Source organism: Ensifer sp. Root558 (assembly GCF_001427045.1).
Classification (GTDB): Bacteria; Pseudomonadota; Alphaproteobacteria; order Rhizobiales; family Rhizobiaceae; genus Ensifer; species Ensifer adhaerens.
In genome coordinates this window covers 280,926-292,960 of the sequence record NZ_LMGC01000012.1, presented here as the reverse complement: position 1 = coordinate 292,960, position 12,035 = coordinate 280,926, and the positions used below count along the sequence as shown (strand labels likewise).

The following is a 12,035-nucleotide window of genomic DNA, read 5'->3' as shown; positions in this document are numbered from 1 at the left end:
CTGATCGGCGCATCCATTGCCGCCTTCAGCCTTGCACCTCAAACCGTGGGGGCCTCGATGCTTGAAAACCAGCTGATCTCCGCCGCCGAGACCGGCGATCCAGACAAGGTCAAGGCGCTGCTCAAGGAAGGCGCGAGCATCGAAGCGCGCGACGCCAGCGGTGCGACGGCGCTGCTCGCCGCCACCCATGAAAATCGCGTCGATGCGGCGCGTGCCCTGATCGAGGCCGGCGCCGACGTCAACGCCAAGGACAAGATCCAGGACAGCCCCTATCTTTATGCCGGCGCGCGTGGGCATCTCGACATCCTGAAGTTGACGCTTGCCAATGGCGCCGACCTCAAGAGCACCAACCGCTATGGCGAAACGGCGCTGATCCCGGCCGCAGAGCGCGGCCATGTCGAGACCGTCAAGACCTTGATCGAAGCCGGCATCGACGTCGATCACGTCAACCGCCTCGGCTGGACCGCGCTGCTCGAAGCCATCATCCTCGGCAGTGGCGGTGAAAAGCACATCGAGATCGTACGCCTGCTGATCAAGGCCGGCGCCGACGTGAACCTTGCCGATGGCGAGGGTGTCAGCCCGCTGACCCATGCCCGCCAGCGCGGCTATGGCAAGATCGAGAGGCTGCTGGCCGACGCCGGCGCACGCTAGAAAGAACTCTCATGACCCAGGAACAGACCTATCTGGCCGAGGCAGTAACGCTTGCCCGCCGCAACATCGAGAAAGGCGGACGCCCCTTCGGCGCCGTCGTCGTCAAGGATGGCGAGATCGTCGGTCGCGGCGTCAACGAGATGCTGTCATCCGGCGACCCTACCTCGCATGCGGAACTGAACGCGTTGCGTTCCGCCGCCCAAAACCTTCGTTCCCCGCGGCTCGAAGGCGCCGCCGTCTATGCCAGCGGCCAGCCCTGCCCGATGTGCCTGGCGGCCATGCGCATGGCCGGAATCACCGAGATCGCCTATGCGAACTCGAATGCCGACGCCGAACCCTTTGGCCTCTCGACCGCAGCGATCTATGCGGAACTGGCAAAACCGCTCGCCGAGCAGGCCATGCGCTTCCGCCATGTGCCGGTCGACGATGCCGAAACGACACCGCTTTACGCCGCCTGGCAAGAGCGCCTGGCCAAGACTTGAGTCGTCGGGCCAACGCCCGGCCATCACGTTGCGAATAGCCCCGAGGCGGCCGACGGCCGCCTCGGGCTTTTCTGTTCATGCCGGGCCCCATTGGGAATCGACGCCCCTTGCCGAACACACGTGCCGGCTGTAATCGCATAGGCGTTTCTTCCTTTTATGCCGCCCCATCTCTTAAGGAGACCGGGCGGATTCCAGCCAGCAGGTGCCCGTGATGACTGCCTATTCCGAAAAAGCCGGCCGCTTCGTCGCACTGCTTCTCATCGCGGGCTCCGGTGTGGTGACGATTGCCAAGGGCATGAGCCTGACCTTCCTTGCAATCCGCCTCCAGCGTGACTTCGGCCTCAACCCTGCCAGCATCGGCGCGTTGATCGGCGTGGGGCCGCTGCTCGGCGCGATCGTCAGCCCGTTCGCCGGCACGCTCTCCGATCGGATTGGCCGAAAAGGCGTGTTGACCGTCGCACTCTTCATGGCCGGACTGGCGCTGGCCGGGCTCGGACTGGCACAATCGATCGCCGCCTTCGCGCTGGCCCACATCGTTTCCGCCGTTGCCGCCGCCGTTTTTGAACCGGTCGCGCGCGCCTTGATGAGCGATGCGGCGCCTGAACATCTGCGCCTCAAGGTTTTCTCCTGGCGTTATCTCGCCATCAATGCCGGCTGGGCGATCGGGCCATTGATCGGCGTATGGGTCGGCGCTGCCTATGTGACGCTTTTCGTCATCGCGGGCGTCATCCACGCAGCCTTCGGTCTCGTGCTCTTGCTCACGGTACCGGAGGCAAGCAACAGGCAGGCTATCGAAACCGAACGAACGTCAGGGAGTGCCGGTGGCTGGCGCGGACTTGTCGCCGCCTTGCGTGACCGGCGCCTGGTCTTCTTCGTCGTCGGCGGCACGCTGCTTCTCGCCGTTCACGGTCAGTGGTCCGTGACCCTGTCGCAGTATCTCAATACCGGCTTTGAGGACGGCGTCACGCTTTTTGCGCTGCTGGTTTCGACCAACGCGGTAACGGTGCTGGTCGCCAGCACGCCGGCCCGCTTCGTCATCGAACGGATCGGCGCCCTGCATGCGCTGTCGCTTGGCAGCCTGCTGTTCCTGATCGGCGAAATCGGCTTTGCCGCCTCGTCCGGAATGGAAATGCTCGTCGCCTCGATGATCCTTTTCACCATAGGCGAGGTGCTGGTCGTGCCGTCGGAATATGTGCTGGTCGATGGAATTTCCAACGCCGGCAACCGCGGCACCTATTTCGGTGCCCATTCGCTCTCGACGTTTGGAAACTTCCTCGGGCCGCTCACCGGCGGCCTTGCGCTTGGCGCCGTCGGCGGCGCCGGCATGTTCCTGCTGTTCGGGGCATTTGCTGCGGCAGGTGCGCTTCTGTTTGCGATCGGCCATTCCATGCCGCCGCCGCGTCCTGAGGCCGCGCGCACCACGGCGCTCGACGATGGCGCCGCCACGGGAGACCTGCTGCGGCTGGGGCAGTTCGCTTGACACCGGTTATAAGCCGGTCGCGGGCGACGCGTTGATCTGCTCCTGCACCCGTTCGAGTGGCCCCGGCGCCAGTGCTGCCGGCGGCTGATACGGATTGGAGAAGGCGTAGATCAGGAACAGGATGATGCCGGTATAGGCGCCGAAGAGGCAGAGCAGCAGCAGGTTCCGCCGTCTCGGCGGATAGGCATAATAGGCGAGCGCGATGAAGATCACACCGGAGAGTGCCGCGAACCAGAAGATGCTGTCGATCGAGTCCGCGACGTTGCTTTCCCGCTTGGTCCGGCTCTGCGAAACGTCGTGCAGCCGCTCCAGCATCTGGCTGCGCAGGCTCTCCTGACGCTTGTCGGCGGGCACGAGGTTCAGCACATGCTGGTAGGCCTTGTCCCAGAACGCCCAGGCCTCATTTGAAAGACGGCCCTTGTCCGCCAATGATTGCCACTCGCCGTCGATCACCTGGGACACGTAGGCGGATATCGCCTGCTGGATCGGTGCCTTGAAGCCTTCACCGTAGCGTGCGGCATCATAGTAGATGTCGGCGATAGCGCCGGCTTCGGTCGCCATTTCGTATTTGAGCTGCTGGTACTCGACCATCTCCTGCGCGAACACGAGCGCAAGGATCAGGCCATGCAGTGCCGAGATCCGGAAGATGACCGAACTGGCCAGCTCCTTTTCATGGCCCTCGGCCTCGCCGCCCATGATCAGCCGCATCAGGAAGTACGCAGCAAGCGTCAGTGCGACCGTGCCACACACGAAGAGTGCACCGAGCAGCATCTCGACGATCATGTCCCCTCCACAGCCCATTCTCCTGCCGCGGGCCTTCGTCAATTCTGAGCCCACGACCGGCGAAAGACAACTGCACGCCCCGGACCAGGCCCTGGGCGGCTGTCTTGCGGCTGGCCGAAACGCTATGCTTGCAGCGCCATCCACCCGTCTTGCCACCATTTCGACACTGCCAACGCCTACGCACCCCACCAAAACCGGAGTAATAACAAGATCATGAGTGCGCCAAGCGAACAGACAGTCCTCAAACAATCGATCGCGGCCACCGTGGTCGTCGGGGTGACGGGCGTTATCTTCGGTCTGCTATCGGGCTCGGTTTCCATCGTGTTCGACGGCGTCTTCTCGGCCGTCGACGCCTCCATGACCTTGCTTGCGCTTGGCGTGACGCAGCTTATCCCGAAACCGAGCAAGCGCTTCCAGATGGGCTTCTGGCACATCGAACCGATGGTGCTGCTCTTCAATGCCGGCCTTCTGACCCTGCTTTCCTTCTACGCGATGGTGAACGCCGTCGGCTCCATTCTGTCGGGCGGCAATCACCTCGCCTTCGACTGGGCGATCGCCTATGCCGCCGTCGTCGTGGTGATCTGCGCCTTCATGTTCTTCTATGTACGCCGGGCGAACCGGCCGATCGGCTCGGAGTTCCTGGCGCTCGACGTGCGCGCCTGGGCGATGTCCGGCGCGATTACCTCCGCCCTGCTCGTCGCCTTTGCGATCGCCGCCGCCTTGAAGGGAACGGCCTACGAGTACGTCACGCCCTATGTCGACCCGGCGATCCTGATCGTGCTGACGCTCTGCCTGATCCCGCTGCCGATCCGCACGGTCTTCCAGGCGCTGAAGGAGATCTTCCTCGTCGCACCCGCCGAGCTTGACGAGCGCGTGCGGCAGGCAGCGGCGAACGCCGTCACACGCCACGGCTTTGCCGATTACCGCACCTATGTCGCCAAGGTCGGGCGCTCCAAGACGATCGAGGTCTATCTGATCGGAACGCCCGAAACCAAGGTCGGCACGCTCGCCGAACTCGACCGGATCCGCGCCGAGATCGGCGAGGAGATCGGTGATCCCGGCCATGACCGCTGGCTGACGATCGCCTTTACCGGCGACGCGCGCTGGGCGGAATAGTCCCGTCAGGAAAGTTCGATCCGCCTGGTGATGCCGATCGCCTCCAGGAAGGCCCGGTCGTGGCTGACGACGAGCAGCGCGCCGTCATAGGCCCTGAGCCCCGCCTCGACCGCCTCGATGGAATCGATATCCAGATGGTTGGTCGGCTCGTCGAGGATCAGGAGCTGCGGCGGATTGCGACCACCGAGCACGCAGGCCAGACCGGCCCGCAGCATCTGGCCGCCGCTGAGGCTCGAGACGACCTGCAGGGCAGCATCGGCCCGGAACATGAAGCGGGCGAGCGCTGCCCGGCAATCGTTCTCGCTGGCATCAGGATTGAGACCCCGAAAATTGTCGCGGATAGAGAGCGCGGGATCGAGCAGGCTTACCTTTTGGTCGAGCACGGCGTGATCGACGAGCAGGCGCACGCTGCCGGACCATGGCTGTAGATCACCCGTCAGCAGCGACAGCAGGGTCGTCTTGCCCGAACCGTTGCGGCCGGTAAGCGCAACGCGCTCCGGCCCGACGATCGAGAGCGACAGCCGGTCGACGACCGGCTTCCCCCGTTCATAGCCGACGCCGACGTTATCGACCTGCAGGACACTGCGACCGGCAGGCAGTCCGGTCGGCGGCAGGCGAACAGTCAGCGGCTGCAGGATTTCGATGCGCTCGCGCGCTTCGACGAGATCGCCGACCGCCTGGTCCCGTCGCCGGTCCGCAAGGCGGGCATTGTCGCCGCCGGTCTTTTCGCTACGCTCCTTCCTGGCGTCGAGCAAGAGCAGCGGTTCGTCGCCCTTGGCGCGCTTGCGGCGGCCGGCGGCATCCTTGCGCGCCTTGCGTTCGGCCGTCTCCTGGGTCTTGCGCTCGACCTCGGCCAGACGCCGCTCGGCATCGGCGAGATCGTGGCGAGCAGACGCCAGCTCGATCGCCTTGCGTTCACGATAGTGGCTCCAATTGCCGCCGTAGGTGGTGGCGCCGAGCGTTGTCAGTTCGACGATTGCGTCCATCTCTTCCAGGAGTTCGCGATCATGGCTGACGACGATGGCGCCGCCGCGCCAGCCCGCCATCAGCGCAGCGACGGCCGCCCGCCCCTCGCGGTCGAGATTGTTGGTGGGTTCGTCGAGCAGGATGAAGTCAGGCTCCTTGAAGACGAGCGCGGCAAGCTTCACGCGGGTCATCTGCCCGCCGGACAAGGCGGCAAGGCGCGTTTCCGCCGAAGCGTCCAGACCGACGCGCGCCAGCGCTTCCTCCATGCGGGCCTCCAGCGTCCAGTCGGCGGAAGCCAGTTCGTCAAGGGTGGCGCCCCCCTCTTCTGCTTTCTGCAGAACCGCAAGCGCGTCGGTGACGCCGAAGAGATTGGCGACGGTCTCGTCGGCCGCGACCTGAACGGTCTGGCTGAGCACGCCGAGGCTGCCGACGACGCTGACCTTGCCGGCCTGCGGCGCCAGCGTTCCCTCGACCAGTCGCAGCAGGGTGGATTTTCCCACGCCATTGCGACCGACAAGGCCGGTGCGAACGGGACCAAAGCTCAGGTCGAGATCGGAAAGGAGGCTTCGGCCCTCAGGCGCGGACCACGAAATACGGGAGAGTGAAATCGAAGCAGGCATGGATACGGTTTTCCCTGATGGCAAGACGGTTCGGCTTGGCGGTCAGGGTGAAATCCATCGATGCGTGTATCCTGTTCAAATTTCTATCGCGGTCATAGATAGCATCGAATGCGCCCGTTTCAAGGCGGGCCCTTCGATACAGACCTGCGGGGGCCAGGGGATCAGGCGAGGCTGCGCTGCACCTCGTCGTCGCCGAAGACGAGCCCGGAGGCCCGCACGCTCCGGTTTCGGCCGTGGTTCTTGGCGTCGAGAAGAGCGGCATCGGCCCGGGTCAGGAGCGTGGCTACAGGCCCATCGTCCGGCGCCGAGGCAACGCCGACCGAGACCGAAACCGTGCCCAGAATCCGGCCGCGATGCGACAGCGGCGTCGTGCCGATCCGCGTCCTCAGCCGCTCGGCAAGCTCGAAGCCCTCGGCTTCGCCGGCGTCGGGCATGAGCACGGTGAACTCCTCGCCGCCGAAACGGTAGGCACTGCCGGCATCGCCGACCGTGTCGACGATGATCTGCGCGACATACTGCATGACGACGTCGCCGGCATCGTGGCCGAACTCATCGTTGAAGCGCTTGAAGTGGTCGATGTCGATCATGAGGCAGCTGAGCGGCTTGCCGGCCTGCCCGCGCGGCTGCCGGTTCAGCGCCTCATCGAGGCAGCGCCGGTTGAGCAGGCCCGTCAACGCATCGCGGACGGCGAGATTGGTAAGCTTCTCGCGCAGCTGAAGATTGGCGACGGCAAGCCCGATGTTTTCGGCGATCAGTTCGAGATAGAGGCGCGACGCCTCGACCGCGAATTCCTCCTCAGACCGTTCCTCGAAGTAGAGGAGCCCGATCGTGTCGCCCTGGGCCGTCAGCGGCACGCAGAGGCCGATCACGCCTTCATCGTCGAGGTGCTGGCAGGCGATGTCGCTGTGGCCACGGTTGCTGACATGCGGCCGGCCGCGGCGGAGCCCCCAGCAGGCGCTGGACGGAAACGTCGGCGCCGAGTGCTGCGGATCGAGCCAGGTACCGACGCGCGACAGGAGCGTCCGGCTGTCGTTCAGCACATAGAGATGGCCGGCGAGGTTGGGAAAGACCTGCGGCGCGAAACGGGCGACGACCTCGGCCAGTTCGTCCTGGCTCTGGCAGGCCTGCAGCCGGTGCATCATCTGCAGGATGAGATCCTTGGTCTGCTGGTCTAGCCGCCGCTCCGCGTCCAGACGGTCCCGCTCCAGGCCGTTTTCGCGGAAGATATGGATCGCCTTGTTCATCTCGCCGATCTCGTCGCTGCGGCGATCGAGCGGGACTTCCACGGCGTAATCCTGCTCGGCGAGGCGGGTGACGATTCCGCTCATGCGGGTAAGCGGCATGGCGACGCGGCGCTTGAGGATGAAATAGAGCACGCTCAGGAACAGGGCGGCGGTGATGCCGAGCATCGTCTTGGCGGCCGCCGCATACCAATCGCTGCGCTCCTGCGCCTCGTTGAGGGCCGCGCCGGTGCGGACGTTGGTCAGGTCCCTGAACCGCGCCACCGTCTCAAGAAGGGCGGTCTGCAGACGCTCGTGCTCGGGCCCAAAGAGCCTTACCTGCGCGCCGGCGCGGTCACCCTTCTGATAGGCATCGATGGCGGCAACCTCGACCTTGTCGAGCGCTTCCGCCTCGCGAACGATATCCTGCAAGGCGGCGATCTCCGCCGGCGTTGCGCCAAGATTGGTCGCGGTCTTGGTCGCCTCCTCGCGCCGGCGTTCTTCTTCCTCGGCGCGGTGGAAGGCTTCCAGATGGCGCTCGTCGCCGCGCATCACATAAAGACGTGCCTCGTCACTTCGCGTTTCAGCCCCGAGCGCAAGCTCTTCGCCGAGTGTATCAAGCACCAGATGTTGCTCAACCGCCTGGCGTTCCTTGATCGCGCTGTCGGTCGACAGGATGAAGGCGGCACCGGAAAGCCCCGTCAGAAGGACGGTCACGCCATAGGCCCAGTTTGTGATCGCATTTATTCGCATGGAAGAAGCTTAGCCCCCGCGGATTGAGAGCGGATTAACCGCATTATCAGGCTTCGGCAACAGCCCCTGCCCCGGTTGACACAAGCGGCGCGGCTTTTGTTCCGCCCCCTCGACATGCCGGCCCCTCCGGACACGTTGCGCCCGGCAGATCGCTCAAGTAGGTTCGACATCAAAGGCGTCGGTGAGGCCGATCGCCTGGACTATTCTGGTATCGCGTAGGCTCGGCAGCCCATGCCGGGCGAGAGGACGGCCGAAGGGCCGGGTGCAAATGACACTGTCGGGCAAGCGTATTCTCCTCATCATCTCCGGCGGCATCGCGGCCTATAAGAGCCTCGATCTCATCCGACGGCTCAGGGAGCGCGGTGCAAGCGTGCGGCCGGTCATGACGGCGGGCGCACAGGAGTTCGTGACGCCGCTTGCCGTCGGCGCGCTTTCGGCCTCGCATGTCTATCTCGACCTGTTTTCGCGCGAGGACGAGCAGGACGTCGGCCATATTCGGCTGGCGCGCGAATGCGATCTGATCGTCGTGGCACCCGCGACCGCCGACCTGATGGCGAGGATGGCGAACGGCCATGCGGACGATCTCGCCTCGACCATTCTGTTGGCAACGGACCGCCCTGTCCTGGTTGCGCCGGCGATGAACCCGAAAATGTGGGCGCATCCGGCGACGCGCCGCAACCGGGCGACGCTTGCGAGGGACGGCCTCCGCTTCATCGGCCCGGAAGCGGGCGAAATGGCCGAAAGCGGCGAGGCCGGCGAAGGCCGCATGAGTGAGCCGCTGGCGATCGTCGCGGCCGTTGAAGACCTGCTCTTAGGCGCGCCAAAACCGCTTGCCGGGCGCAGCGTCGTCGTCACCTCAGGGCCGACGCATGAGCCGATCGACCCGGTGCGCTACATTGCCAATCGCTCCTCCGGCAAGCAGGGCCATGCGATCGCCGCGGCGCTAGCAAAGCTCGGCGCCGACGTCACGCTGGTCTCCGGCCCGGTGACGATCCCGGATCCGGTTGGTGTGAAAGTCGTGCATGTGGAGCGGGCCGAAGAGATGCGCGATGCGGTGCTTGCCGCCCTTCCCGCCGATGTCGCCGTCATGGTCGCCGCCGTTGCCGACTGGCGGGTGGCGACGGCCGCCGGCAACAAGATCAAGAAGAAGCCGGGCGAGGCGCCGCCGCCGCTGCAGCTTGCTGAAAACCCCGATATCCTGAAGACGGTCGGCCACCATGCGAAGCGGCCAAAGCTCGTCATCGGCTTTGCCGCCGAGACCGAAAACGTCGCCGACAACGGCCGCGCCAAGCTCGAGCGAAAGGGCGCCGACTTCATCCTCGCCAACGACGTCTCGCCGGCAACCGGCATCATGGGCGGCGACCGCAATAAGGTGAAGCTGATCTCACATGCCGGCAATGACGACTGGCCAGAGATGGACAAGGACGCGGTGGCGGAGAAGCTGGCGGCGATGATTGCCGAGCAGCTGGCGCGCTAAACAATCGATCTCATGGCAAATGCCCCTCACCCGAACCCTCTCCCCGCAAGCGGGGCGAGGGGACGCGGCACACGCGATATCGCGTCCCGTTGGCTGCGGGCTTAGCTTCTCCCGTCTAACCTCGAGAACGATGATAATCGGTCGCTTTCTCGAAGAACCAGTCGTGGACGAGCGAGCGCCACGCGTCCCTCCTCCCCACCTGCGGGGAGGAGGTGGCGGCAGCCGGATGAGGGGCGCGTCGTCCTCGTCGAAGCCGAAAGCGCCGCCGGCTCAGGCCATCTGGCGAGATCTGACCGGCGTGCCCTTGGTCGAAAACAGCCGAACATCGACTCCGTTTTCGCCGACGATGACCGCGGTGCCGTCGGGGATTTCGACCCAGGCACTGTCGTCGTCGTTGAGCGGCTCGGAGACGAGGCAATAGCCACCGCTCGGGCCCATCGGTGCGGCATAGAGCGTCGGCGCCTTCCAGTCGGAGGCGTAGCGCACGGCGTAGAGATCCTGGCCGTCGGAGAAAGCTGCGGTGAAGCGCACCAGCACCTGCCGCTCCAGATGCTCGGCAAGCTGTTCGATAAAGGCGAGCGCCTCGGCGATGGCGCCAAGCGGATCGCGGTCGAGCCCGAACTGCATGGCGAGAAGAAACAGGAGCTCCGAATCCGTCGTGCCAGTGCGCGCCGAATAGAGGTCATTGTCGAGCATGCTCTCCATCGGACGGCGCAGATGCTCGAAGTCGCCGATCTGGCCGTTGTGCATGAAGGACCAGCGGCCGAAGACGAAGGGATGACAGTTGTCGCGCCTGGTTCCGCCGCCGGTCGCGGCGCGCACATGGGCGAGGAAGAGCGGCGAGCGGATCTGCCTTGCGATGCTCTTCAAGTTGCAGTCGGACCAGGCCGGCAGGATATCGCGGTAGCGCCCCGGCTCGGGATGGTCGCCGTACCAGGCGATGCCGAAGCCGTCGCCGTTGGTGGCGGTCTTGGCCCGTGTCGCGCAATGGGACTGTTCGATCAGCGAGTGCGCCGGAGAGGTCACCAGTTCCTCGAGATACAGCGGCTCCCCGCGATAGGCTGCCCAGCGGCACATGCTGATTTCACTCCAGCTCCGCTCCGTTCACTGCGGAGCGATTCGTTAACCATGACGAAACGCGATGTTCCAACGGAACATGGTAAAAATGCGTTAACACATTCCCCCTTCGTCAAGGTGAAGCTAACCGGAACGCACAGTTTTGGCTGTTTCAAACGGCACAACGTCGGTATCGCCATCCTATTTCGAACAAACATTCCATATTGACAAAACTTGCAAAATTCATTTCATTTCAGACCAACACGGCAGCGCCGCCAGGGAGGAATTCAGCATGGGCAGCAAGCGCAAACTCGGCATCGGCCTGATCGGCACGGGCTTCATGGGCAAGGCCCATGCGCTCGGCTTCACCATTGCCGCGCGGGTCTTCGACCTGCCCTTCGAGCTCGATCTGGTTTCGGTCGCCGACGTGACCGTCGAGAGTGCCGAACGCGCCCGCGGTCAACTGGGCTTCCGCAAGGCGACCGCCGACTGGCGCGAGCTCTTGACCGATCCGGATATCGACATCATCGACATCACCACGCCGAACCTTTTGCACAAGGAGATGGCGCTTGCGGCGATCGCCCATGGCAAGCACGTCTATTGTGAAAAGCCGCTGGCGCCGACCGTCGCGGAATGCCGCGAGATGGTTGAGGCGGCCGAGAAGGCGGGCGTCGTGACCCAGGTCGGCTTCAACTATCTGAAGAACCCACTGATCTTCCTTGCCAAGGACATCATCGAAAGCGGCGAGATCGGCGAGATCCGCTCGATGCGCGGCATCCATGCGGAAGACTTCATGGCCGACGCGCAGGTTCCGTGGGGCTGGCGCCTGAACCCGGCCAGCGGCGGCGGTGCGCTTGCCGACATCGGCAGCCACATTATCGCCTCCATGCGCCACCTCGTCGGCCCGATCAAACAGGTGCTTGCCGAAACCATCATCCAGATCCCGGAACGCCCGGTGTCCGCTGGCTCCAGCGAAACCCGCGCCGTCGAGGTCGACGACATCACCCGCGCCTTCGTGCGCTTCGAAAACGGCGCCACCGGCAGCTTCGAGGCAAGCTGGATCGCGACCGGTCGCAAGATGCAGCACGATTTCGAGATCTACGGTTCGAAGGGCAGCATCGTCTTCACCCAGGAGCGGCTGAACGAAATCCGCCTCTACAAGACGGGCGATGATATCCGCACCCGCGGCTTCCGCACCATCTGGGCCGGACCGGAGCATCCGCCCTATGGCGCGTTCTGCGTAGCGCCGGGCCACCAGATCGGCTTCAACGACCTGAAGGCCATCGAGGTGAAGGAGTTCCTCGACGCCATCGCCGGCGGCAAGTCTCCCTCGACCGATTTCCGCGAAGGCTACGAGGTGCAGAAGGTGCTTTCGGCGACCTATCAATCGGCCAAGACAAACGAATGGGTGCGGATCTAGGCGGCTTCGAC

General features: G+C 64.6%; 10 protein-coding genes. 6 read left to right on the top strand and 4 right to left on the bottom strand.

Annotated elements, in window-relative coordinates; translation table 11 throughout:
* Nucleotides 1–57: 57 nt before the first annotated feature.
* From ASD63_RS14805 to ASD63_RS14795, 3 genes are all read left to right on the top strand, one after another.
* The gene (locus ASD63_RS14805; RefSeq protein WP_060529532.1) at nt 58–651 is read left to right on the top strand and encodes an ankyrin repeat domain-containing protein; all 594 of its coding nucleotides are present in this window, start codon (nt 58–60) and stop codon (nt 649–651) included.
* An 11-nt stretch (nt 652–662) separates the two neighbouring features.
* A complete protein-coding gene (locus ASD63_RS14800; protein WP_034797521.1) occupies nt 663–1,133 on the top strand; it encodes a nucleoside deaminase in 471 nt (156 codons plus the stop codon).
* A 211-nt stretch (nt 1,134–1,344) separates the two neighbouring features.
* The gene (locus tag ASD63_RS14795; protein ID WP_051659374.1) at nt 1,345–2,613 is read left to right on the top strand and encodes an MFS transporter; all 1,269 of its coding nucleotides are present in this window, start codon (nt 1,345–1,347) and stop codon (nt 2,611–2,613) included.
* A gap of 6 nt (nt 2,614–2,619) precedes the next feature.
* Here the strand turns inward: ASD63_RS14795 and ASD63_RS14790 are convergent, their stop codons facing one another.
* A complete protein-coding gene (locus tag ASD63_RS14790; protein ID WP_034797523.1) occupies nt 2,620–3,396 on the bottom strand; it encodes a DUF4239 domain-containing protein in 777 nt (258 codons plus the stop codon).
* Nucleotides 3,397–3,609: 213 nt separating this feature from the next.
* Between ASD63_RS14790 and ASD63_RS14785 the strand changes: the two genes are divergently transcribed.
* Nucleotides 3,610–4,512 carry a cation transporter gene (locus ASD63_RS14785; RefSeq protein ID WP_034797525.1) on the top strand — a complete coding sequence of 301 codons (903 nt, stop codon included), beginning with the start codon at nt 3,610–3,612 and terminating at the stop codon, nt 4,510–4,512.
* A 5-nt stretch (nt 4,513–4,517) separates the two neighbouring features.
* Here ASD63_RS14785 and ASD63_RS14780 read toward each other — a convergent pair whose 3' ends face one another.
* Both ASD63_RS14780 and ASD63_RS14775 read right to left on the bottom strand, forming a co-directional pair.
* Nucleotides 4,518–6,098: an ABC-F family ATP-binding cassette domain-containing protein gene (locus ASD63_RS14780; RefSeq protein WP_034797527.1), complete on the bottom strand. Its 1,581-nt coding sequence runs from the start codon at nt 6,096–6,098 to the stop codon at nt 4,518–4,520.
* A gap of 161 nt (nt 6,099–6,259) precedes the next feature.
* On the bottom strand, nt 6,260–8,071 hold the full coding sequence (locus tag ASD63_RS14775; RefSeq protein WP_060529503.1) for a diguanylate cyclase: 1,812 nt from the start codon (nt 8,069–8,071) through the stop codon (nt 6,260–6,262).
* Between the two features lie 268 nt (nt 8,072–8,339).
* On the opposite strand from ASD63_RS14775, the gene coaBC reads away from it, so the two are divergent.
* Nucleotides 8,340–9,548: a bifunctional phosphopantothenoylcysteine decarboxylase/phosphopantothenate--cysteine ligase CoaBC gene (gene coaBC / locus ASD63_RS14770; protein ID WP_034797531.1), complete on the top strand. Its 1,209-nt coding sequence runs from the start codon at nt 8,340–8,342 to the stop codon at nt 9,546–9,548.
* A gap of 270 nt (nt 9,549–9,818) precedes the next feature.
* On the opposite strand, the gene ASD63_RS14765 is transcribed toward coaBC, so the two are convergent.
* Nucleotides 9,819–10,625 carry a class II glutamine amidotransferase gene (locus ASD63_RS14765; protein ID WP_034797533.1) on the bottom strand — a complete coding sequence of 269 codons (807 nt, stop codon included), beginning with the start codon at nt 10,623–10,625 and terminating at the stop codon, nt 9,819–9,821.
* Nucleotides 10,626–10,896: 271 nt separating this feature from the next.
* On the opposite strand from ASD63_RS14765, the gene ASD63_RS14760 reads away from it, so the two are divergent.
* Nucleotides 10,897–12,024, top strand: coding sequence for a Gfo/Idh/MocA family oxidoreductase (locus ASD63_RS14760; protein ID WP_034797536.1), 1,128 nt, complete (start codon nt 10,897–10,899; stop codon nt 12,022–12,024).
* The last annotated feature ends 11 nt before the right edge of the window (nt 12,025–12,035 follow it).

Excerpts from the sequence above, each read along its gene's own strand:
- ASD63_RS14805 (WP_060529532.1), top strand. The coding sequence starts at position 58 with ATGCTTGAAAACCAGCTGATCTCCGCCGCCGAGACCGGCGATCCAGAC.
- ASD63_RS14800 (WP_034797521.1), top strand. The coding sequence starts at position 663 with ATGACCCAGGAACAGACCTATCTGGCCGAGGCAGTAACGCTTGCCCGC.
- ASD63_RS14795 (WP_051659374.1), top strand. The coding sequence starts at position 1,345 with ATGACTGCCTATTCCGAAAAAGCCGGCCGCTTCGTCGCACTGCTTCTC.
- ASD63_RS14790 (WP_034797523.1), bottom strand. The coding sequence starts at position 3,396 with ATGATCGTCGAGATGCTGCTCGGTGCACTCTTCGTGTGTGGCACGGTC.
- ASD63_RS14785 (WP_034797525.1), top strand. The coding sequence starts at position 3,610 with ATGAGTGCGCCAAGCGAACAGACAGTCCTCAAACAATCGATCGCGGCC.
- ASD63_RS14780 (WP_034797527.1), bottom strand. The coding sequence starts at position 6,098 with ATGCCTGCTTCGATTTCACTCTCCCGTATTTCGTGGTCCGCGCCTGAG.
- ASD63_RS14775 (WP_060529503.1), bottom strand. The coding sequence starts at position 8,071 with ATGCGAATAAATGCGATCACAAACTGGGCCTATGGCGTGACCGTCCTT.
- coaBC (WP_034797531.1), top strand. The coding sequence starts at position 8,340 with ATGACACTGTCGGGCAAGCGTATTCTCCTCATCATCTCCGGCGGCATC.
- ASD63_RS14765 (WP_034797533.1), bottom strand. The coding sequence starts at position 10,625 with ATGTGCCGCTGGGCAGCCTATCGCGGGGAGCCGCTGTATCTCGAGGAA.
- ASD63_RS14760 (WP_034797536.1), top strand. The coding sequence starts at position 10,897 with ATGGGCAGCAAGCGCAAACTCGGCATCGGCCTGATCGGCACGGGCTTC.